This is a genomic window from uncultured Roseicyclus sp. (genome assembly GCF_937892565.1).
Classification (GTDB): domain Bacteria; phylum Pseudomonadota; class Alphaproteobacteria; order Rhodobacterales; family Rhodobacteraceae; genus Roseicyclus.
Window position 1 is genome coordinate 33,712 of the sequence record NZ_CALAHQ010000035.1, and the last position, 20,076, is coordinate 53,787.

At 64.8% G+C, this 20,076-nt stretch carries 22 protein-coding genes and 1 pseudogene; 15 read left to right on the plus strand and 8 right to left on the minus strand.

The genetic code is table 11. The features are described from left to right. The first annotated feature begins 41 nt into the window (after positions 1-41). From Q0094_RS05185 to Q0094_RS05215, 7 genes and pseudogenes are all read left to right on the plus strand, one after another. Positions 42-845 carry a S49 family peptidase gene (locus Q0094_RS05185; RefSeq protein ID WP_297615965.1) on the plus strand — a complete coding sequence of 268 codons (804 nt, stop codon included), beginning with the start codon at positions 42-44 and terminating at the stop codon, positions 843-845. Next, entirely contained in the window at positions 845-1,033 is a 189-nt protein-coding gene (locus Q0094_RS05190) for a hypothetical protein (RefSeq protein ID WP_366940222.1), read from the plus strand. The genes Q0094_RS05185 and Q0094_RS05190 overlap by 1 nt, the downstream gene beginning before the upstream one ends. A gap of 76 nt (positions 1,034-1,109) precedes the next feature. Further along, positions 1,110-1,889: pseudogene (locus Q0094_RS05195) on the plus strand (SDR family oxidoreductase); the annotation flags it as partial. Between the two features lie 301 nt (positions 1,890-2,190). Further along, positions 2,191-4,059, plus strand: coding sequence for an excinuclease ABC subunit UvrC (uvrC, locus tag Q0094_RS05200; protein WP_297616044.1), 1,869 nt, complete (start codon positions 2,191-2,193; stop codon positions 4,057-4,059). Between the two features lie 73 nt (positions 4,060-4,132). Continuing rightward, positions 4,133-4,798: a CDP-diacylglycerol--glycerol-3-phosphate 3-phosphatidyltransferase gene (gene pgsA / locus Q0094_RS05205; RefSeq protein WP_297615967.1), complete on the plus strand. Its 666-nt coding sequence runs from the start codon at positions 4,133-4,135 to the stop codon at positions 4,796-4,798. After that, positions 4,795-5,046: a molybdopterin converting factor subunit 1 gene (gene moaD, locus Q0094_RS05210; RefSeq protein ID WP_297615969.1), complete on the plus strand. Its 252-nt coding sequence runs from the start codon at positions 4,795-4,797 to the stop codon at positions 5,044-5,046. The genes pgsA and moaD overlap by 4 nt, the downstream gene beginning before the upstream one ends. 11 nt (positions 5,047-5,057) lie before the next feature. Further along, positions 5,058-5,513 carry a molybdenum cofactor biosynthesis protein MoaE gene (locus Q0094_RS05215; RefSeq protein WP_297616046.1) on the plus strand — a complete coding sequence of 152 codons (456 nt, stop codon included), beginning with the start codon at positions 5,058-5,060 and terminating at the stop codon, positions 5,511-5,513. A 95-nt stretch (positions 5,514-5,608) separates the two neighbouring features. On the opposite strand, the gene Q0094_RS05220 is transcribed toward Q0094_RS05215, so the two are convergent. The 3 genes from Q0094_RS05220 to ubiA form a co-directional block, all read right to left on the minus strand. Then, the gene (locus Q0094_RS05220) at positions 5,609-5,941 is read right to left on the minus strand and encodes a hypothetical protein (RefSeq protein WP_297615971.1); all 333 of its coding nucleotides are present in this window, start codon (positions 5,939-5,941) and stop codon (positions 5,609-5,611) included. Further along, a complete protein-coding gene (locus Q0094_RS05225; RefSeq protein ID WP_297615973.1) occupies positions 5,938-7,896 on the minus strand; it encodes an OmpA family protein in 1,959 nt (652 codons plus the stop codon). The genes Q0094_RS05220 and Q0094_RS05225 overlap by 4 nt, the downstream gene beginning before the upstream one ends. A 67-nt stretch (positions 7,897-7,963) precedes the next feature. Then, complete coding sequence (ubiA, locus tag Q0094_RS05230; protein ID WP_297615975.1) at positions 7,964-8,926, minus strand: 4-hydroxybenzoate octaprenyltransferase; 963 nt, start codon at positions 8,924-8,926, stop codon at positions 7,964-7,966. 12 nt (positions 8,927-8,938) lie between these two features. Between ubiA and Q0094_RS05235 the strand changes: the two genes are divergently transcribed. From Q0094_RS05235 to Q0094_RS05250, 4 genes are read left to right on the plus strand one after another with little or no spacing between them, the layout of a single operon-like run. Further along, on the plus strand, positions 8,939-9,670 hold the full coding sequence (locus Q0094_RS05235; protein WP_297615977.1) for a 16S rRNA (uracil(1498)-N(3))-methyltransferase: 732 nt from the start codon (positions 8,939-8,941) through the stop codon (positions 9,668-9,670). Continuing rightward, complete coding sequence (locus Q0094_RS05240; RefSeq protein ID WP_297615979.1) at positions 9,667-10,521, plus strand: GNAT family N-acetyltransferase; 855 nt, start codon at positions 9,667-9,669, stop codon at positions 10,519-10,521. The genes Q0094_RS05235 and Q0094_RS05240 overlap by 4 nt, the downstream gene beginning before the upstream one ends. After that, the gene (locus Q0094_RS05245; protein ID WP_297615981.1) at positions 10,518-11,039 is read left to right on the plus strand and encodes a hypothetical protein; all 522 of its coding nucleotides are present in this window, start codon (positions 10,518-10,520) and stop codon (positions 11,037-11,039) included. Before Q0094_RS05240 ends, Q0094_RS05245 begins: the two co-directional genes overlap by 4 nt. Positions 11,040-11,095: 56 nt before the next feature. After that, positions 11,096-12,466 (plus strand): glutamate--cysteine ligase, encoded by a 1,371-nt coding sequence (locus Q0094_RS05250; protein WP_297615983.1) that lies wholly within the window; start codon positions 11,096-11,098, stop codon positions 12,464-12,466. Positions 12,467-12,481: 15 nt separating this feature from the next. Here Q0094_RS05250 and plsY read toward each other — a convergent pair whose 3' ends face one another. The 5 genes from plsY to Q0094_RS05275 all read right to left on the minus strand — a co-directional run bounded on the left by plsY (position 12,482) and on the right by Q0094_RS05275 (position 16,460). Continuing rightward, positions 12,482-13,090 (minus strand): glycerol-3-phosphate 1-O-acyltransferase PlsY, encoded by a 609-nt coding sequence (gene plsY / locus Q0094_RS05255; protein WP_297616048.1) that lies wholly within the window; start codon positions 13,088-13,090, stop codon positions 12,482-12,484. Further along, on the minus strand, positions 13,090-14,373 hold the full coding sequence (gene pyrC / locus Q0094_RS05260) for a dihydroorotase (RefSeq protein ID WP_297615985.1): 1,284 nt from the start codon (positions 14,371-14,373) through the stop codon (positions 13,090-13,092). The genes plsY and pyrC overlap by 1 nt, the downstream gene beginning before the upstream one ends. Further along, on the minus strand, positions 14,370-14,846 hold the full coding sequence (locus Q0094_RS05265) for a hypothetical protein (protein WP_297615987.1): 477 nt from the start codon (positions 14,844-14,846) through the stop codon (positions 14,370-14,372). Before Q0094_RS05265 ends, pyrC begins: the two co-directional genes overlap by 4 nt. Then, positions 14,846-15,349, minus strand: coding sequence for a hypothetical protein (locus Q0094_RS05270; RefSeq protein WP_297615989.1), 504 nt, complete (start codon positions 15,347-15,349; stop codon positions 14,846-14,848). The genes Q0094_RS05265 and Q0094_RS05270 overlap by 1 nt, the downstream gene beginning before the upstream one ends. Positions 15,350-15,509: 160 nt before the next feature. Next, positions 15,510-16,460, minus strand: coding sequence for an aspartate carbamoyltransferase catalytic subunit (locus Q0094_RS05275; RefSeq protein WP_297615991.1), 951 nt, complete (start codon positions 16,458-16,460; stop codon positions 15,510-15,512). A 106-nt stretch (positions 16,461-16,566) separates the two neighbouring features. On the opposite strand from Q0094_RS05275, the gene Q0094_RS05280 reads away from it, so the two are divergent. The 4 genes from Q0094_RS05280 (at position 16,567) to Q0094_RS05295 (ending at position 20,075) form a co-directional block, all read left to right on the plus strand. Next, entirely contained in the window at positions 16,567-17,364 is a 798-nt protein-coding gene (locus Q0094_RS05280; RefSeq protein WP_297615993.1) for a uracil-DNA glycosylase, read from the plus strand. Beyond that, positions 17,361-17,981 carry a LysE family translocator gene (locus tag Q0094_RS05285; RefSeq protein WP_297615995.1) on the plus strand — a complete coding sequence of 207 codons (621 nt, stop codon included), beginning with the start codon at positions 17,361-17,363 and terminating at the stop codon, positions 17,979-17,981. The genes Q0094_RS05280 and Q0094_RS05285 overlap by 4 nt, the downstream gene beginning before the upstream one ends. Continuing rightward, positions 17,978-18,520: a molybdenum cofactor biosynthesis protein B gene (gene moaB, locus Q0094_RS05290; protein ID WP_297615997.1), complete on the plus strand. Its 543-nt coding sequence runs from the start codon at positions 17,978-17,980 to the stop codon at positions 18,518-18,520. Before Q0094_RS05285 ends, moaB begins: the two co-directional genes overlap by 4 nt. 94 nt (positions 18,521-18,614) lie before the next feature. After that, entirely contained in the window at positions 18,615-20,075 is a 1,461-nt protein-coding gene (locus Q0094_RS05295; RefSeq protein WP_297615999.1) for an HlyD family efflux transporter periplasmic adaptor subunit, read from the plus strand. Position 20,076: the final 1 nt, after the last annotated feature.

Genomic DNA, 20,076 nt, shown 5'->3' on the forward strand with positions numbered 1-20,076 from the left:
GCGCCTTGTTCCCCGTCGACCCAAGCTCTACATGCCGTTGCATGAAGCGTTTCATCCCGTTCTTTCCCAAGGGCCCGCTTGTCTCGGTGATCCGCCTGTCGGGGGTGATCGCCGCCTCTGCGCGTGGTGGCACGCTCAGCGATCACGCGCTCGCCCCCGCCATCGAGCGCGCCTTTGCCAAGGGCAAGCCCACAGCCGTGGCGCTGGTGCTGAATTCACCGGGTGGAAGCCCCGTTCAATCGGCCTTGATCGCCGCGCGCATCCGGCGGCTGGCCGAGGACAAGAAAATTCCCGTCCACGCCTTTGTCGAGGATGTGGCCGCTTCGGGTGGCTATTGGCTGGCCTGTGCCGCCGATGACATCTGGGTCGATGACAGCTCGATCCTTGGGTCGATCGGGGTGATTTCGGCAGGCTTCGGGTTTTCCGATGCCATCGCCCGCATCGGGATCGAGCGTCGTGTCTATACGGCGGGTGCGAACAAATCGCTGCTTGATCCCTTTCGGCCCGAGAACCCCGACGACATTGCCCGCCTGCGCGAGATTCAGGATCAGATCCACCGTGCCTTCATTGCCCATGTCAGCACGCGGCGCGGTGATCGGCTCCGCCCCGACGAAGACCTGTTCACCGGCCGATTCTGGGCCGGGGGCCGCGCGGTCGAACTTGGTCTGGCCGATGGCGTCGCGCATATCGCGCCCAAGCTCAAGACGCTCTATGGCGACAAGGTGCGTGTGCAGCATTTCGGGCCAAAGCGCGGGCTTTTCCAGCGTTTCGGTGCCAGTCTGACCGCCGAGATTACCGCCGGGATCGAGGATCGCGCGCTTTGGTCGCGCTACGGGGTCAACTGATGCTCAAGATCATCACCCTGTTTCTGGTCTTCATGGCGGTTCTGGCCATGTTCGGCCGCTTGCGCTGGCCGGGCAAGGGCGGCAAGGGCCGCGGCGGCGGTCTTCCCAAGCCAAGGCTCTGTCCCGATTGCGGGCGCTACAATCTGCGCGGCGGCCCTTGCAGCAAGTGCCGGGGCAATGCGGGCTGATCGCGGGGCCCGCTTTGCCCGACGGGCGATTTGCCCTATCTGCGCGCAACCGTGATGTTCACACCATGAGGTCCGATCGATGACAGCACTTGTGACCGGCGCCGCGCGCCGTCTTGGCCGTGCGATGGCGCTGGAACTGGCGCGGGCGGGTCATGATGTGGCGGTGCATTATTCCGGCAGCATGGCCGAGGCCGAGGCCACCGCCCAAGACATCCGCGCGCTGGGCGTGCGGGCCGTCACCTTGCAGGCCGATCTGATCGTCGAGGATCAGATGCAGGCGCTGGTGCCGCGTGCGGCGGCGGCATTGGGCGCGCCGATCACGGTCCTGGTCAACAATGCCTCGATCTTTGAGTATGACACGCTGGCCAGCGCCACCCGCAACAGTTGGGACCGGCATTTGGAATCCAACCTGCGCGCGCCCTTCGTGCTGACCCAGGCCTTGGCCGCACAGGTGCCCGACCCCGTCACGGATGATCTTGGCGAACCGGTGGCTCAGGGTCTTGTCGTCAACATGATCGATCAGCGGGTCCACAAGCTGACCCCCGAATTCATGACCTACACCATCGCCAAGATGGGGCTTTGGGCCCTGACGCGTACATCGGCACAGGCCTTGGCGCCACGCGTGCGGGTCAATGCCATAGGGCCCGGCCCCACGTTGCAGGGCGCGCGCCAATCGGCCGAACATTTCGCCGGTCAGCGTGCGGCGACCATTTTGGGGCGTGGCGCCGATCTGACAGGGATCTGTGACGCGCTGCGCTATTTGCTCGGCGCACGGGCCGTGACGGGGCAGTTGCTCTGCGTCGATGGCGGCCAGCATCTTGGCTGGCAAACGCCAGACGTTCTGGGCGTTGAATAAGCTTGGATAATTGCGCGCAGGTAACTTTTCCACCACGCTCGTTTGTGTGACGCTCTTGTGAAGCTGCTGTGACAGCACAGTGACCTGCCCAAATTTCGAAAGATATTTTGTTTAAAAACAGTATCTTGATTATATGCTTAAAATTTAGGCAAACCGTAGAAGCTGCCTTGTGAAAAGGAAAATTTGCCCCGGCCACAGTTTTCTCCTCAGTCTTATCCACAGATTCCGTGGAAAGCTCACCCCTTGAAAAGCCCTTGTTTCCGTTGCAGCCAGAATGGGAATCGCGAAAGCCCGCGCCGAGATGTCAGAGATACCCGAAAACAGCGCTCAAACGGGCCATGAGCTGGTCCAATCCTACCTCCGCACGCTCGACAATTCGCCGGGTGTCTATCGCATGCTCGATGTGCAAAGCCGGGTGCTTTATGTCGGCAAGGCCCGCGCGCTGAAAAAGCGGGTCGCCAATTATGCCAATCCCAACGGCCATAGTCCGCGGATCGCGCGCATGATCCGCGAAACCGCCTCGATGATGTTTCTGACCACGCGGACGGAAACCGAGGCGCTGCTTCTGGAACAGAACCTCATCAAGCAGCTCAAGCCGCGCTACAACGTGCTGTTGCGCGACGACAAGTCGTTTCCCAACATCCTTGTCAGCCGCACCCATGCCTATCCCCAGATCAAAAAGCACCGCGGCGCCAAGACGGAAAAGGGCGATTATTTCGGCCCCTTCGCCAGCGCGGGCGCCGTCAATCGCAGCTTGAACCAGCTTCAGCGAGTGTTCTTGTTGCGCAACTGCACCGATGCAACTTTTGAAAGCCGCACCCGGCCCTGCCTTTTGTATCAGATCAAGCGCTGTTCGGCGCCCTGCACGGGCCAGATCAGCGCCGAGGATTACGCAGCCTCCGTTGCCGATGCGATGCGCTTTCTCAAGGGTGACAGCACCCGATTGCAGGCCCAGCTTGCCGCCCAGATGGCGCAAGCCTCCGAGGCGATGGAATTCGAACGCGCCGCGGCGCTGCGCGACCGCATCCGCGCACTGACCAATGTGCAATCGGTCCAGGGCATCAACCCGCGCGGCGTGCGCGAAGCCGATGTGATCGCGCTCCATATGGAGGGGGGTCAGGCTTGCGTTCAGGTGTTTTTCATCCGGGCCAATCAGAACTGGGGCAACAAGGATTATTATCCCCGTGTCGGCCCCGACATCGACCCGCCCGAGGTGCTCGAGGCGTTCCTGGGTCAGTTCTATGACCAGAAGGATCCGCCGCCACAGCTGATCCTGAGCCATCCGATCGAAAACGCCGATCTGATGACCGATGCGCTCAGCCAGAAACTGGGCCGCAAGGTCGAGATCCTTGTGCCCCAGCGCGGTGAAAAGGCGGAATTGATCGATGGCGCGCTCAGAAATGCCCGCGAAAGCCTTGCCCGCCGCATGGCCGAGGGTCAGGCACAATCCAAACTTCTGGCCGGGCTGGCCGATGCCCTTGATCTTGATGGACCACCCAAACGCGTCGAGGTCTATGACAACTCGCATATCCAGGGCGCCCATGCCGTCGGCGCGATGATCGTCGCGGGCCCTGACGGCTTCTTGAAATCGCAATACCGCAAGTTCAACATCCGCGGCACCGATCTGACGCCCGGCGATGATTTCGGCATGATGCGCGAGGTTCTGACGCGCCGTTTTCAGCGCCTGATCCAGCAAGACCCCGACCGCGCGACCGAAGCCTGGCCCGATCTGTTGTTGATCGACGGCGGCGCCGGACAGGTTTCGGCGGTCAAGCAGATCATGGATGATCTGGGCATCGACGATCTGCCCTTTATCGGCGTGGCCAAGGGCATCGACCGCGATCAGGGCAAAGAGGAATTCCACCGCCCCGGCCAGCCGGTCATGGCCTTGCCGCGCAATGATCCGGTGCTCTATTTCATCCAGCGTCTGCGCGATGAAGCCCATCGTTTCGCCATCGGAGCCCATCGCGCGAAACGGGCTCAAGCGGTCAGCGCCACGCCGCTGGACGATATCGCGGGTGTGGGCGCCGCACGCAAACGCGCGCTTCTGGCCCATTTCGGCAGCGCCAAGGCCGTGGCCCGCGCCGATCTGGCCGATCTCAAGGTGGTCCAAGGCGTAAACGACGCGCTGGCGCAAAAAATCTACGATCATTTCCACGAACGAGGCTGAGGGCGCAGCCGCGCGGGGGCAGCGCCGCAAGCCGCCTATTCCCTCCGGCAAGCGGGCGCGCTACAGCTATGCCATGCGTTGGACCTTTCCGAATATTCTCACCGTTGCGCGGATGATCGCGGCCCCCATGGTGGGTCTGGTGTTCTTGTTGCTGCCGCGGCCCTATGCCGATTGGGTGGCGATGATCCTGTTTCTGGCCGCCTCGCTTACCGATTATGTCGATGGCTATCTCGCCCGTGCCTGGAACCAGATCAGCCGCTTTGGCGCCATGCTCGATCCCATCGCCGACAAGGCGGTGGTCGTGATCGCGCTGGCCGTTCTTTTGGGCGTGCATGGCATCAGCGGCTGGACGCTGATCCCCGTGGTGGCCATCTTGTTTCGCGAGGTTTTCGTCTCGGGTCTGCGGGAATTTCTTGGCCATCATGCGGGAACGCTCAAGGTCACGGCGCTGGCCAAGTGGAAAACCTCGGTTCAGATGATCGCGATCACCATGCTGTTCGCCTGGGGCCTGTTTGACCATTATTTCCTGATGCAGACACTGGGCATGAACGCGCAGATCGTGACCGGGATCTTGAATGGCGATATCGCCGACAGTGTCGGGCTGGGCTGGAAATATCAGGGTCTTATGTTCACCTCTTATGGTGGGCTGGTGTTGCTCTGGCTGGCTGCCGCGCTGACGGTGGCGACCGGTCTGGATTATTTCCGCAAGGCGATGCCCTATCTGAGGGATCCGGCATGAAACTCGATATTCGCTATTTCGCATGGTTGCGCGAACGTGTCGGCACCGCCGCCGAACAGGTCGAGACCAAAGCCACAACCGTGGCGGGGCTTATCGACGAGTTGCGCGCGCGTGACGAAGGCTATGCCTATGCCTTTTCCGATCTGGCATCGATCCGCGCCGCGGTTGATCAGAGCCTGGTCGCGTTCGATGCGCCCTTGGCCGGCGCGCGCGAGGTGGCATTTTTCCCACCCATGACCGGGGGCTGAGCGCGATGACCCTGCCCGTGCGCGTGCAATCCGCCCCGTTCGACATGGGCGCCGAGCTGAACCGCTTTGCCGCGCGCGTGCCGGGTGCGGGCGCCGTGGTCAGCTTTTCGGGCCTGACCCGCGATCTGGCCAGCGGCGATCTGCAGGTGATGGAAATCGAACATTACCCCGGCATGACCGAAGCGGCCCTGGCCGCGATCCGCGATGAGGCAATCGCGCGGTTTTGCCTGACCGATGCGATGATCTTGCACCGCTTCGGTCCGCTCAGGCCCGCCGATCCCATCATGATGGTCGCCACCGCCGCCCGCCACCGGGCCGATGCCTTTGCGGCGGCGGAATTCTTGATGGACTATCTCAAATCGCGCGCGCCTTTCTGGAAAAAAGAGATCACCGCCACCCGCGCCACTTGGGTCGAGGCGCTGAGCGAAGACGAAGCCGCGCTGGCGCGCTGGTCAAAACCCGCCTGACCCGCGCGCCGCGGCTTTCGCATCGGTGTGGGCCACCCGCGCCGGATGGACGGGCGCGGCACGCGAATTTTCGTACGAAAATTCGCACTCCCGCTTCAATCTTGCCCTTGATTGATCCGTTCGATGTACAGCCGCAGCTCTTCGGTCTCTTGCCGCGCTTCGCGCAAGTCGTCGGTTGCCGCGCGCAACTCGGCCTCGGTCTGGCTCAACTGTCCGGTCAGTTCGGCCTCGCGTTGTTGCAGATATTCTGTCGCCTGATCACGGGTTTCTTCGGCATCATGCAATGCCTTCGCCATTGCTTCCAATTCGTTCAGATCGGCGCTGCTCACCCGATGGACGCGGCTCAGCAGCCAATGCGCAAGCCAGCCAAGCGCAAAGGCGACAAACAATATGGCCGCAATGGCGATCACGAATTCAAGCCGGTTCATGGGCTGTCCTTTTCTTGATCGCGCCGTTGCGCAGGTCGCGGGATCGGGCGCGGTCCGGTTGGCGTTTCGGGCGTTGCGGGCATAGGCGCAAGTGTCGCCGGATCCGCTTCGCCGCCGTCGGCTGTGGCGTCATCGCTGGTCGTCCCGAGCAGGCGAAATTCGATGCGGCGGTTTTGTTCGCGCCCGCTTTCGGTTTCGTTCGAGGCGATGGGCTGGCTTTCGCCATACCCTTGTGCCGTCAGGTTTGACACAAGAACATCACGCGCAAGCAGCCCGTCAAGCACCGCGTTCGCCCGTGACCGGCTCAGGTTCAGGTTCATTTCATCGCGACCCTGGGAATCGGTGTGGCCCGCGATTTCCATCGGGACATGTCGGCAATCGCGCAGCACTTCGGCGATCTGGTCCAGAATGGCGCCCGCTTGCGGGTTGATCGTGACCGATCCGGGGTCAAAGGTGATCTTGGTCGCGCGCTGGATGTCTTCGATCCGCATCTGGCAATCGGTGGGGCTGGGCAGCGATGCGGTCTGGTCAAGTTGTTCCAGATAGTTGATGCGCAACTGGAAATCCCCATCCGGGCCCAACGCCTCGCTCAGAAAGCGCGTGATGTCCGATTCGATCTCTGTGTTTCCGGTCCGGCCTCGCAAGATCAGGGTGTCGGGTTCAAGCGTCATGGTTCCGTCGGTCAGCCGCGACAGCGCATCCAGACCGATCATCGCCCGCACGGCCCAACCGGTCGGCAGATCGTCAACCATGCGCGTCGCGACATCGGCGCGGTCGCGTCCAAACACCGCCCGCGCATAGGCCTCCACCGAGCGCCCGACCGGGCCCTCGGGCAAGCGTCCGCGCAACAGCAAGCGTCCCTCCTCAGCATCCAGTGTCGCGATCAGCCGTGCGGGCCCTGCCGTCGCGGCACCGGTTTCGCTTTGTGTGCCCAGCACACCCGCAAGCGAAAAGAAATCCGGCAAGGCGCTGGCCAGCTCACCCATGACGCGGTCGAATTCATCTTGCGCGGTGCCCTCGGCCGCGATCAGGGTCACATCGGCATCCGAAAAGGCGATCGTGCCTGCGCCCAACCGGGCCAAAGCCCGGATCGCGACGACGACCGCGTCGGCCCATTGCGGTGATGGCACACCCAAGCCGATGGTGCAGGCCGCTGTGGTCTGTGCCCCGGCGGCGATTGCGGCTGCCAGTATCCGGCCTTGCGTGATGGGCGTGTCTGCTGCGCAGGTCTCGATCCGCGCGGTTCCGGCATCCATCGTGAAACGGAACTGGAATGGCGTGATGACAGGCCGCGGTGCGGAAATATCCAAAACAACCTCGATCCCCTCGGGGCTGCGGTTTTGCAGCGCGCTCAGAAAGGCGATCCGTTGCGCGGCGCTGTCGGCGATGGCTTGCACCTTGACCCGGTCTTCATAGACCGTCACCTTTGCGCGCGGGAGCTGCTTGAGCGCCTCCAGCCCAAAGTCCAGCGCGGCCTCCCATAGCGCGGGGACCGCGAAATCGGCGGTTTCCACAAGGTTTGCCACCTGTGTGCCATTGGCGATCTCGGCGATGGCTTGATTGATCCGCTCGACACCCGTCGCTCTTGGGACAAGGCCGATCACCTGAATTCCGTCGCGCGCGCGCAAGATGTTGACCGAAAAGCGAGGCGGTTGCAGATCCGCGCGCAGCGCCACCTCGATCCGGCTGACCACCCGGTCGGCATCGACCAGCATCGCCGCACGCTGCGCCGCGCGAAAGGCCGCTGCTTCGTTCGGCGCCGTGCCATCCAGAAACACCTGCAGGCCATTGGCCGAAACCGTCGCCCAATCCATGCCACCTTCGGCCAGGGCGACATTCAGCGCATCGACCGACCGCCGTTCCATCGCCATCGCCAAGACGATTGCCGTGACCAACGCCATTGCCAAGGCAAGGCCAAAGGCCGCGATCATCTGCAAATGGGGGGATCGGATCATGGCTGTCCCGGCGCCTGTTACGCGACTGTCTTTCGAGCGGCCTACAGGCTTGTGTGCCCGGGTTCAATCAAACCAGCGCCGCGGCGGCGAAAAACAGCGCAACGATCAACCCGGTATCGCGGTTGGCGCGGAACAGCCGCAAACAGGTGTCGGCGTCGTCGATGTCGAGGCGCTGCAGCTGCCAAAGCATGTGCAAGCCCATGCCCCCGACCCCCAACACGGCCAGCGCCAGCCCCAAAGCCGACGCGGTTGCCAAAGCCATCAGGGCTGCGGCAGCCATCAGCGCCATGGTCAGGATCAAGAAACCACGCAGCCAGATCGCCGTGTTGTCCGCAAACAGCCGCGCGGTGGATTTCACCCCGATCAGCGCGTCATCCTCGCGGTCTTGATGGGCATAGATCGTGTCATAAAACAGCGTCCAGCTGATACCGCCGAGATAAAGCAAGACCGCAGGCCAGCCAAGCCTGCCCGATTGCGCCGTCCACAAAAGCAGCGCCCCCCAGTTGAAGGCAAGGCCAAGAAACACCTGTGGCCACCATGTGAAGCGCTTGGCAAAAGGATAGACCGCCACCGTCACAAGCGAGGCGATGCCCAAAACGATCGCATCGATGTTGAAGGTCAAAAGGATCGCAAAAGCCATTACCGCTTGCGCCACCAGCCAGATCAGCGCCTGCTTGACGCTGACCTGTCCCGATGGAATGGGCCGCGACCTTGTGCGCGCCACCGCCCCGTCGATATGGCGGTCGGTGATGTCGTTCCATGTGCAGCCCGCGCCGCGCATCAAAAAGGCGCCAATGGCCGAACCCACAAAAAGCCACAGATCGGCAAGGGCCAGACCATTCCCGCCTGCACCCGCCGCCAAAAACAGCCCCCACCAGCACGGCAGCAGCAAGAGCCATGTGCCGATGGGCCGATCCGCGCGGCTAAGCCGCAGATAGGGCCGCGTGGCGGGCGGGGCCAGACGGTCCACCCAGTTGCCGCGCACGGCATCCGCCACCTGCCCCTCTGGCGTTTCGCTTGCCTCGCTCATAGTCTGTGCCCCATGTCAGACCGCCCCAAGATACGCCTCTATGTAGACCAGCCTTTGGGGCCGGGGCAAACGGTTGACCTGTCGCGGGACCAGGCGAATTATCTGTTCAACGTGATGCGGCTCGACGCGGGCGCCGGGGTCGCGCTGTTCAACGGGCGCGATGGTGAATGGCGTGCGCTGGTGGCCGAGGCCGGAAAACGCGGCGGGCGGCTGATCTGCGACATGCTGACAGCGCCGTTGATGGCGCCCCCCGATCTTTGGCTGATGTTTGCCCCGATCAAGAAGGCGCGCACCGATTTCATTGTCGAAAAAGCGGTCGAGATGGGCGCCGCGCGCATCATCCCCGTGCAGACGGATTTCACCAATGCCGAACGCATTCGGCAAGACCGTCTTCAGGCCCATGCCGTCGAGGCCGCCGAGCAATGCGGCGGAACCTTCGTGCCCGAAGTCTGTGATCTGCAGCGCCTTGACCGGGTTTTGGCCGACTGGCCCAAGGGGCGCGGGCTGATCTTTGCCGATGAGGCACTGGTGGGTGCCGAAGCCAGCCTTGCCGCCGCCCCGCCGCGTGACGGCTGGGCCATCCTGATCGGTCCCGAGGGCGGGTTTTCCGAAGCCGAGCGCGCGCGCTTGCGCGGTCTGCCCTTTGTCACGCCGCTTTCGCTGGGCCCGCGCATCCTGCGCGCCGATACCGCGGCGGTTGCGGCCCTGACCCTGTTTCAGGCACGCCTGGGGGATTGGGCGTGATCCGCCCCGCCGCTGCGGATGATCTGGCGGCGCTGCGGGCCTTTCTGGCGGCGCGGATCGAAACCTCCATGTTTCTGCTCGGCAACCTCGAGGCGCACGGCCTGTGCGGGGCCGATCATGCCCATGCAACGGCCTATTGGGTGGCGGATGCCGACAGCGGCATCGCGGCGGTCTTGGGCCTGACCCATGACGGGTTCTTGTTGCTGCAAGCCCCCGGCATCGACGCGCCGCTTGCGCGCCGCATGCTTGACGTGGTCGCCGGGCGAAGGATCAAGGGCATCACCGGCGCGGCTGACCAGGTGGCGGTGTTGCGCGATGCGTTGGGCTGGCCCGCAACGCTCTGGCAGCTTGACGAAGACCAGCCGCTTTTTCGGTTGGACCTTGCAGATCTTGCCGCGCCACCGGTGGAATTGCGCCACCCCGTCGACGGCGATCGCACATTGCTGGCCGACTGGTTCGCAACCTACATGGCACAAACGCAGACAGCGCCGCCCGGCGATCTGGCCAAGGCCGCCCGCATCCGCGCCGAGGCGGCGATCACGGGCACCAAGGTTCGGCTGCTGATCGAAGACGGGCGCGCCGTAGCGATGGCCGCGATCAATGCCCGCGCCGGGCGCGCGGTGCAGGTCGGCGGTGTCTTTGTGCCGCCCGCCTTGCGCGGGGCCGGGCGCGCGGGCGCGATGGTCGCGGGTCTATTGGCCCAAGACCGCGCACAAGGCGCGCAGGTGGCGATCCTGTTCGCGGCCTCGGATGCGGCGGCGCGGGCCTACACGCGGATCGGGTTTCAACCCGTTGGCTGCTATCATCTGGCGCTGTTGAAATCGCCGCGTGACCTTGGGGGCGCGCCATGACCGGGTTTCTGCGCCCCGAGGTAGCGGTGTTGTTGCGCCGCTGGGCCGAGGTGATTGCCGCGTGCGGCGTCATTGCGCTTGGCCTGTGGATCGCCGCGCGCCCCGGCCCCGTGGTGCAGGGATTTGGCTATGTGCTTATGGCGCTGGCGGCCCTTGCCCTGATCCCCGCGATCCGCCGTGCCCGTTTTGCCGCCGAAGGTCAGGGGCCGGGCGTGGTGCAGGTGATCGAGGGGCGCATCCTTTACATGGGCCCCGTCACAGGCGGCGCTGTGTCATTGGCGGAATTGACATTGCTCTCGCTGCGCCGCGATCATGAGGGGGCTGCCGCGTGGATTCTGACCGAACCGGGGCAGATGCTGGTCATCCCCATCGACGCTGCCGGGGCCGATGCCCTGTTTGACGCATTTACCACCTTGCCGGGCTTGGGCGCGCAGCGTTTGCTGACCGCCCGCTCCAACCCGCGCATGGGCACACAGACCCTGTGGCGGCGTGCGAACGTTCCGGCCTTGACACAGTAGCCCCACCGGGCCACCTCTGCCTCCGACGATCCCCGAGCGCGGAAGAAGAAACACTCATGTCGATTCCCCAATCCGGCGGCGGCCCGATCGAACATCATGACCAATTGGCCGAATATCTCGCCTCGGGCTGCAAGCCCAAGGACCAATGGCGCATCGGCACCGAACACGAGAAATTCGGCTATTGCCGCGATACGCTGGCGCCCTTGCCCTATGACGGGCCGCGCTCGATCAAGGCCGTGCTGGAGGGGATGGCCCAGAGATTCGGCTGGACCCCCGTTCTCGAGGGCGATCACATCATCGGTCTGACCAAGGATGGCGCCAATGTCAGCCTTGAACCCGGTGGCCAGCTGGAGCTTTCGGGCGCGCCGCTGGAAACGATCCACCAGACCTGCGATGAGGTGAACGACCATCTGCGCGACGTGCGCGAGGTGGCCGACCGTCTGGGCGTCGAATTCATCGGTCTGGGGGCGGCCCCCATCTGGCGGCACGAAGATATGCCGCTGATGCCCAAGGGCCGCTACAAGCTGATGGATGGCTATATGCAATCGGTCGGCACCATGGGCACCACCATGATGCGGCGCACCTGTACGGTGCAGGTGAACCTCGATTTCGGCTCCGAGGCGGATATGGTGCAGAAAATGCGCGTGGCGCTGGCGTTGCAGCCGGTGGCGACCGCGCTCTTCGCCAATTCCCCCTTCCTCGATGGCAAGCCCAATGGTCACAAGTCATGGCGCGCGCGCGTCTGGCGCGATCTTGATCCGGCGCGCACGGGCATGCTGCCCTTTGCCTTCGAGGACGGGTTCGGCTTTGAGGCTTGGGTGCAGTATGTCCTCGATGTGCCGATGTATTTCGTCTACCGCGACGGCAAATACATCAATGCGCTGGGTCAGTCGTTCCGCGATTTCCTGAAAGGGCAACTGCCCGCGCTGCCCGGCGAGATGCCGACGCTCAGCGATTGGGCCGATCATCTGACTACGGTGTTTCCCGAAGCACGCGTCAAGAAATACATCGAGATGCGTGGCGCCGATGGGGGCCCTTGGCGGCGCTTGTGCGCGCTATCTGCATTCTGGGTGGGGCTGATGTATGATCAATCCGCGCTCGATGCCGCGTGGGATCTGGTCAAGGGATGGGATGGCGAAACCCGCGACGCGCTGCGTGTGGCGGCCTCGGTCGATGGGTTACAGGCTGTGGTGGGCAAGATCCGCATGCATGATCTGGCGCGCGAGGCGGTGGCGATGTCGGAGGCCGGTCTCAAGGCGCGCGCGCGCCCCGGTGCGGGTGGGCTGATCACCGACGAGACGCATTTTCTGAACGCGCTGAAAGACAGCGTGGAAACCGGACGCGTTCCGGCCGACGAGTTGCTGGAGCATTTCAACGGCGACTGGGCCGGGGATCTGACGCGGATTTACGACAGCTATCGCTACTGACCGGCGCGCACGATCCTAGGATTTGCGCCCGATCCTTGGCTCGGTGCCTGCGATCAGGCGGCGGATATTGCCCTCATGGCGCAGCCCGATCACGACCGCCAGAGCGATCAACAGCGCCACCGCATCGGGCAAGCCCAGAACCAGCGCCCAGATCGGGGCGCTTGCCGCTGCCATCAGGGCCGAAAGCGAGGATATGCGGCTGAGGGCCGCCACCACAGCCCATGTGGCGCAAGCCGCCAGACCGACAGGCAAGGACAATGCCAAGAGCGTGCCCAGGAAAGTCGCCACCCCCTTGCCACCGCGAAAGCCCAGAAACACCGGGTAGCAATGCCCCAGAAAGGCGGCAAGGCCCGCGGCCTGTGCCGCATCCGCACCCAAAAGCGCCCCCGCGATCAAGACCGCGATGCCGCCCTTGGCCGCATCCAGCACCAAGGTCAGAAAGGCCGCCGTCTTGTTGCCCGTGCGCAAGACATTGGTGGCCCCGATATTGCCCGATCCGATCTGGCGCAGATCGCCCAAGCCAAACAGCCGCGCCATCACGACGCCAAACGACACCGATCCCAGGAGATAGGCCAACAGACCCACCACACCCAACAGCGCCGGTCCGGTTTCCAATGCGGGGATCATGCCGAGGTCTTTGCGTTGCGGTCATGGACCAGATTGCCATCCACCCATGTGCGCAGAACCTGTCCCTGCATGCGCTGGCCGTCAAAGGGTGTGTTCTTCGATTTCGACCGGAGCGTGAACCGGTCCAGCACATAGGGCACGTCTGGGTCAAACAGCACCAGATCGGCGGGGGCGCCCACCGCAAGGCGACCCTGCTCCAGCCCCAGCCGACGCGCCGGGTTCAACGCCATGGCGCGGAACAATTCCGGCAAGCTCAAAGCCTCGGCATGATAGAGCCGCAAGGCGGCGGGCAAAAGCGTCTCGAGGCCAACCGCGCCCGATGCCGCCGCCTCGAACGGCAGGCGTTTGCTTTCCTCGTCTTGCGGGGTGTGCATCGAACACAGGATGTCGATCATCCCCGTGCGCAGCGCCTCGACCATCGCCATGCGGTCATCCTCGTCGCGCAAGGGCGGCTTGACCTTGAAGAAGGTGCGGTAATCGCCCACGTCAAAGGCATTGAGCGTCAGGTGGTGGATCGAGATGCCCGCCGTCACATCCAGCCCCGCCGCCTTGGCGCGCGCCAGCGCGGGCAGGGCTGCGGCCGTGGTGATCTGGTCGGCGTGGTAGCGCACGCCGGTCATCTCGACCAAGGCCAGATCGCGCTCCAGCCCCATGCGTTCGGCCATGGGCGACACCGCCGGCAACCCCTTGAGCGAGGCAAATTTTCCGCTGGTGACCGCAGCCCCCGAGGACAGAACCGGGTCTTGCGGATGGCCGATGATCAGCGCGCCCAAGGATCGCGCATAGGTCATGCAGCGCGACAGAACCCGCGCATCGGCACAGACCGCATCGCCATCGCTGAAGGCGATGGCGCCTGCATCCATCAAAAACCCGATCTCGGTCATCTCGCGCCCGGCGCGCCCCTTGGTCAGGGCGGCCATGGGGCGCACCTTGACGTCGGCATCTTGTCCGGCACGGCGGGTGACGAATTCCAGCACCTCGGGCGTGTCGATGGGGGTGGCGGTGTCGGGCCGCGTGACCATGGTTGTGACACCACCCGCCGCCGCCGCGCGGCCCGCCGTGCGAAAGCTTTCCTTGTGCCGTTCGCCCGGCTCACCCACCTTGACGCCGATATCGACGATGCCGGGTGCAAGACAGGCGCCGCCGCAATCCATCCCGCCCGCGCGCGGGCCCAGCCCGGTTTCGGCGATGCGCCCCCCCTCGATCCGAAGCCAGCCCAAGCCTTCGGTCCCCGCTTCGGGGTCGATCAGTCGCGCGTTTCGCAGCAATGCGTTGGTCATGTCTTGCTATCCATTCCGCCACGGGGGTGCCCGGCTGCGCGCGTGATCGCGGCCTTTACCGCGCCCGGATCGCGCTGATATTTCAAAAGATGCTTGTCGCCCGTCACCGTGACGATCTGCACGGCGGAAAAGATCGTGTTCACGTTTGCGATGGTGCCCAGGGCGATGGCCCTTGTGCCGGGACCAAGCAGGCGGCGGTCGGTCAGGTCCCAGCGCATCCGGGTCTCGTCCGACGACAGGTAAAGCGCGCGCACCGCGATGGCGAACAACCCGCCCACCGCCCCGGTCCAGACATGGGCATTGCCGACGGCCCACAAGATGCCCAGCCCGCCCGCCATGGCAAAGACAGCCAACCACGCGTTTTCGCGCCAATAGGTGGCGGGGTCGGCCGGAAAGCGCGCGATCACCGCCTCGCCCGAGCCCAGAGGGGTTTCAGGCACAAGGGCCGTGCGGGTGGTGAGCGGCGTTTCCATCACACCACCACGAGGAAGACAATCGAGAGCAGAAGAACAAGGCCCGCCACCAGCCACAGGCGCAAACCGCCGGGCTTGGCTGCGCGCGGGTGCGGCGGGGCCGGGCGTGGCAGGGGCGTGACATCGGCCTTGGGCAGATGGGCGGCATGGTCGGGCCGGGCCAGCGGCAGCGAGGCGATCAGCACCGCCTGTTTGCCCGGCGCGGGTTCTTCGGACAGGGCGCGTTCGGGCACCATCAGGACATGCCCCTTGATCGCATTGATCCGGCGCTGGGCCTCTGGCGGGATGTCTTCGGGCGCAAAAGCCATGGTGACATAGTCAGACAGCGCCATGTCGCCCAGATCGCGGACGGGAAAAAGCTCGATCTCGTCCGCGTCGACCTCGGCCCCCAGCCAGTCGGTCAAGGGCGGCAGGTCGGGCGCCAGCCCCTCGGCCCGCGTCAGGTGGGTATGGCGCAGGTCGGTGCCCAGGGTGACGGCAAAGATGTGGAGCGTGTCGGTCATGCCATGACCCCCCGCCTTGCCCCCGGCCCGAGGGTGGGCGCCATCCCCGCCGAGCAGGCCGCGCCGGGACATGCGATGGCAACAAACCCTGTCCGGAGCGGCGCAAGGCGACGCATCAAAGCATGGACGCCGCGTTCAAGGTGTTCGGCCCAGCCGTCGCTCATGCCGCCCCCATGTTCCGCCGCTTGCGCAGGTTTTCGGCCAGAAGCTCCATCGCGGCCATGCGCACGGCCACGCCCATCTCGACCTGTTCCTGAATCACCGAGCGGTTGATGTCGTCGGCGATGGTGCCGTCGATTTCCACCCCCCGGTTCATCGGCCCCGGATGCATCACGATGGCGTCAGGCTTGGCATGGCCGAGTTTTTCGGCGTTCAGGCCAAAGCGGTGAAAATACTCGCGTTCCGACGGAATGAAGGCACCATCCATCCGTTCCTTCTGAAGCCGCAGCATCATCACCACATCGGCGCCCTTCAGCCCTTCGGCCATGTCGCCATAAACCTCAACGCCCCAATCGGCTGCGCCCGCCGGGATCAAGGTTGGCGGGCCGATCAGGCGGATGCGGTTTTCCATCTTGCCCAGCAGATGAATGTTCGAGCGCGCCACGCGGCTATGGGCAATGTCGCCGCAAATGGCGATGACAAGGCGATGGAGCCGCCCCTTGGCGCGCTTGATCGTCAGCGCATCAAGCAGCGCTTGCGTCGGGTGTTCATGCCGCCCGTCGCCCGCGTTCAGAACCGCGCAATTCACCTTGTCGGCCAACAGCTTGACCGCGCCCGAATGGGGGTGCCGCACAACCAGAAGATCGGGGCGCATCGCGTTCAGCGTCAGCGCGGTGTCGATCAGCGTCTCGCCCTTTTTCAGCGAGCTTGCTGCCATCGACATGTTCATCACATCCGCACCCAGACGCCGGCCTGCGATTTCAAAGCTGGCCTGTGTGCGGGTCGAGGCTTCGAAGAACATGTTGATCTGGGTCAGCCCCTTGAGCGGCTGGCCATGGTCGCGGCGGCCGCGTTCGGCCTCGGCATAGGCATTGGCCCGGTCCAGCAGGGTCGTGATCTCCAGCGGGTGGAGGTGTTCGATCCCCAGAAGATGGGTCTGGCTGAACGTCATGGCTCTGCCCCGGTCGCGCGCGTTTCCTGCTTATAGGTGCGGGTGGGGTGGGGCGGCAAGCTGTTCGGCTCTTCCATCGGCGCGCGGGCCGGCATAGCCTGTGGGCATGGATGATCTGGGGTATCACGACGCGCTGGCGATGCTCGATTGGCAGATCGAGCTGGGGGCCGATGAGGCGATTCTCGATGCGCCCGTCGATCGCTTTGCCCTGTCCGATGCGGCACAAGCGGCCCAGGGGCCCGTGGCCCCGCCCCCCAAGCCGGTCATGATCGCCGATGCACCCGCCACGCTGGCGGTCGATGCCGTGGCGCTGGCCGAACGCGCGGCGGCGGCGGCCCATGATCTGGCGGCGTTGCGCATGGCGCTTGAAGGCTTTGATCTGTGCCCTCTGGCGCAAACCGCAACGCGGCTGGTCTTTGCCGATGGCAGGTCAGATGCCCGTGTCATGATCGTGACCGACGCCCCCCGCCGCGAGGAAGATCAGCAAGGACGGCCGATCGTGGGTGTCGAGGGCAAGCTGTTGGACAGGATGCTGGCCGCCATCGGGCTGTCGCGCGGCGGTGACGGTGCGGCACGCCCGGTCTATGTCGCGCCGATGATCCCATGGCGCCCGCCACAGGACCGCCCGCCCACCCCTGAGGAAATGGCGATGCTGGTGCCCTTCATGCGCCGCCACATCGCCCTGATCAGCCCCGAAGTGCTGGTGCTGATGGGCAATCATGGCTGTCAGGGTCTTTTGGGCCACAGCGGCATCATCCGGCTGCGCGGCACTTGGGCCAAGGTGCTGGACCGGCCCGCCATCGCGATGCTGTCGCCCGAGCATCTGCTGCGCAAACCGGCCGACAAGGCGCTGGCATGGGCCGATCTTTTGGCGCTGAAAGCGCGGCTGGACGGGCCGCGATGATCGATTCGGTCTTGTTTCTGGCGTTCTTGCCTGCGGCGCTGGCGCTGAACCTGACGCCGGGGGCCGACATGATGTTCTGTTTCGCCCAGGGCGTGCGCAGCGGGCCGCGCGCGGCCGTTGCGGCATCGGCGGGCATTTCCCTTGGCCTCATGGTGCATGTGTTTCTGGCGGGCATCGGGCTGGGCGCGTTGCTTGCGGCCTTTCCCTGGGTCTTTGGCGTGATCCGCTGGATCGGCGCGGGCTATCTGATCTGGCTTGCGTGGAAAACATGGGCCACGCCCCTGACTGGCGCACAGGCGCCGCCGCGTGCGTCATCGCGGGCCTTTCGCGATGGGCTGGTGGTGAACCTGTCCAATCCCAAGGTGATCTTGTTCATCCTTGCACTTGTGCCGCAGTTCATCGATCCCGCGCGCCCTGTCTTGCCCCAGTTCCTTGGATATGGGGCGGTGCTTGCGCTGGGGGGCTTTTGGGTCAATGCAGCGGTCGGCGCATTTTCGGCCCGCATCGGTCGGGTGCTGGTGCAATCACCGCGCGTGGAACGGGGCCTGCGCCGCGCCACATCGGGAGTTTTCGCGGCGCTGGCCGCCCGTATCGGCTGGGAGGCCGCGCACGCATGAGCCGCATCGATGAAACCCGCCCCTTTTACCCCGTGCGCATTGCCGTTCTGGCGGTATCGGACACCCGCAGCATGGCCGAAGACAAATCCGGCGATCTTCTGGTCGAGCGCTTGACCACAGCGGGCCACATCCTTGCCGCGCGCCATATCCTGCGCGATGACCGGGCCGATATCGCGGCCCAGTTGCGGCTTTGGGTGGCCGATCCTGGCATTGATGTGATCTTGACCACGGGTGGCACGGGTCTGACCGGCCGCGATGTGACCGTCGAGGCGCATCGCGATGTCTATGAAAAGGAAATCGAGGCCTTTGCCACCGTCTTCACGATGTTGTCATACCAAAAGATCGGCACATCGGCGGTGCAATCGCGCGCCACGGGTGGCGTTGCGGGGGGCACCTATCTGTTCGCGCTGCCCGGCTCCAGCGGGGCATGCCGCGACGCATGGGATGAAATCCTGAAGTTTCAGCTCGATTATCGTCACCGCCCCTGCAATTTCGTCGAGATCCTGCCGCGGCTTGATGAACACCTGCGGCGGAAATGATTGCGTTTTTACTGCACGCTTTGTGACAAAGGTGCTTTGCCCTGTCGCGGATCGGGCCTAGTTCAGCCATAGCCACCTAGATAGGCAGTTTCAGATGCGCTTTTTCCGCCGTGCCCTGACGGGCCTGTTCCTTGTGGCCATAACGCTTGGTCTGCTCGCCATGGCGGGCAACACGATCTATGGCGCGCTTCAGGATCGCATGGCCGATGCGGGCGGCGGCATGCCTGTGCGCGAACGTGTCTTTGCCGCCGAGGTCGCGACCATTGCCCTTGGCACGCAAACCCCGATCTTGACCGCCTTTGGGGAAATCCGGTCGCGCCGGACGCTGGAATTGCGGGCCCCCGCCGAAGGCATGGTCATCGAATTGGCCCCCGGTTTCGAAGAAGGCGGCGCGGTGGCTGCGGGTCAGGTTCTGTTGCGCATCGATCCTGCACAGGCGGATTCGGCCCTGGCCAGCGCGCGCACCGATCTGCGCGATGCCGATGCCGAACTGGCCGATGCGGCCCGTGCCGTCGATCTGGCGGCCGAGGATGTGGCTGCTGCGCGCGTGCAGGCCGATCTGCGCGCCCGCGCGCTGGCGCGTCAGCAAGATTTGTTGGCGCGCGGCGTCGGCAGCGCCGCCAGCGTCGAAGATGCCGAATTGGCCGTGGCCAATGCCGGTCAGGCCGTTCTGTCGCGCCGTCAGGCCTTGGCCCAGGCCCAAGCGCGCCTGGCACAGGCCGACACGGCGCTGGAACGCCGCCGCATCGCCTTGGCCGAAGCCGAGCGCGCGCGCGCCGAAACGGTGTTGCGCGCCGAATTCGATGGGGTTCTGGCCGGTGTCAATTTGGTCGAGGGCCGGCTGGTGAACCGCAACGAACAGATCGCGCGGCTGATCGATCCCGATGCGCTTGAAGTGGCGTTTCGCATTTCCACCGCCCAATATGCGCAATTGATCGGGGCCGGGGCTGGCTTGCCCGCGGCGCCTGTGCGGGTGGTTCTTGATGTCTTTGGGCTTGATCTGGCCTCGGGCGCGGTGCTGACGCGCGAAAGCGGTGCGGTCGAAGCGGGGCAATCGGGGCGGCTGTTGTTTGCCAGCATCGATGTGCCGCGCGGGCTTCGGGTGGGCGATTTCGTGCGCGTCGAGCTTGAGGAACCGCCGCTGGACGGGGTGGCGCGGCTGCCTGCGACGGCGCTGGGGTCGGATGGCCAGATCCTTGTTCTGGGCCCCGAGGACCGGCTTGAGGGGGTGTCGGTCGAATTGCTGCGCCGTCAGGGCGACGCGGTCTTGATCCGTGCGCCGGGTCTGGCGGGCCGCGAGGTCGTGCTGGCGCGCACGCCGGTGCTGGGCGCAGGCATCCGCATCAACCCGATCCGGGATGCGGGCGCCGGTGTTGCCCCGGCCGAACCGCAGACCATCGCGCTTGATCCCGATCGCCGCGCGCGCCTGATCGCTTTTGTCGAGGCCAACGGCTTCATCCCCGCCGACGTCAAGGCGCGCATGCTGGATCAGTTGAAAGAGGCCGAAGTGCCCGCCCAGATGGTCGAGCGCATCGAAAGCCGGATGGGAAGCTAGA

Excerpts from the sequence above, each read along its gene's own strand:
- Q0094_RS05185 (WP_297615965.1), top strand. The coding sequence starts at position 42 with ATGAAGCGTTTCATCCCGTTCTTTCCCAAGGGCCCGCTTGTCTCGGTG.
- Q0094_RS05190 (WP_366940222.1), top strand. The coding sequence starts at position 845 with ATGCTCAAGATCATCACCCTGTTTCTGGTCTTCATGGCGGTTCTGGCC.
- uvrC (WP_297616044.1), top strand. The coding sequence starts at position 2,191 with ATGTCAGAGATACCCGAAAACAGCGCTCAAACGGGCCATGAGCTGGTC.
- pgsA (WP_297615967.1), top strand. The coding sequence starts at position 4,133 with ATGCGTTGGACCTTTCCGAATATTCTCACCGTTGCGCGGATGATCGCG.
- moaD (WP_297615969.1), top strand. The coding sequence starts at position 4,795 with ATGAAACTCGATATTCGCTATTTCGCATGGTTGCGCGAACGTGTCGGC.
- Q0094_RS05220 (WP_297615971.1), bottom strand. The coding sequence starts at position 5,941 with ATGAACCGGCTTGAATTCGTGATCGCCATTGCGGCCATATTGTTTGTC.
- Q0094_RS05225 (WP_297615973.1), bottom strand. The coding sequence starts at position 7,896 with ATGATCCGATCCCCCCATTTGCAGATGATCGCGGCCTTTGGCCTTGCC.
- ubiA (WP_297615975.1), bottom strand. The coding sequence starts at position 8,926 with ATGAGCGAGGCAAGCGAAACGCCAGAGGGGCAGGTGGCGGATGCCGTG.
- Q0094_RS05235 (WP_297615977.1), top strand. The coding sequence starts at position 8,939 with ATGTCAGACCGCCCCAAGATACGCCTCTATGTAGACCAGCCTTTGGGG.
- Q0094_RS05245 (WP_297615981.1), top strand. The coding sequence starts at position 10,518 with ATGACCGGGTTTCTGCGCCCCGAGGTAGCGGTGTTGTTGCGCCGCTGG.
- Q0094_RS05250 (WP_297615983.1), top strand. The coding sequence starts at position 11,096 with ATGTCGATTCCCCAATCCGGCGGCGGCCCGATCGAACATCATGACCAA.
- pyrC (WP_297615985.1), bottom strand. The coding sequence starts at position 14,373 with ATGACCAACGCATTGCTGCGAAACGCGCGACTGATCGACCCCGAAGCG.
- Q0094_RS05265 (WP_297615987.1), bottom strand. The coding sequence starts at position 14,846 with ATGGAAACGCCGCTCACCACCCGCACGGCCCTTGTGCCTGAAACCCCT.
- Q0094_RS05270 (WP_297615989.1), bottom strand. The coding sequence starts at position 15,349 with ATGACCGACACGCTCCACATCTTTGCCGTCACCCTGGGCACCGACCTG.
- Q0094_RS05275 (WP_297615991.1), bottom strand. The coding sequence starts at position 16,460 with ATGACGTTCAGCCAGACCCATCTTCTGGGGATCGAACACCTCCACCCG.
- Q0094_RS05280 (WP_297615993.1), top strand. The coding sequence starts at position 16,567 with ATGGATGATCTGGGGTATCACGACGCGCTGGCGATGCTCGATTGGCAG.
- Q0094_RS05285 (WP_297615995.1), top strand. The coding sequence starts at position 17,361 with ATGATCGATTCGGTCTTGTTTCTGGCGTTCTTGCCTGCGGCGCTGGCG.
- moaB (WP_297615997.1), top strand. The coding sequence starts at position 17,978 with ATGAGCCGCATCGATGAAACCCGCCCCTTTTACCCCGTGCGCATTGCC.
- Q0094_RS05295 (WP_297615999.1), top strand. The coding sequence starts at position 18,615 with ATGCGCTTTTTCCGCCGTGCCCTGACGGGCCTGTTCCTTGTGGCCATA.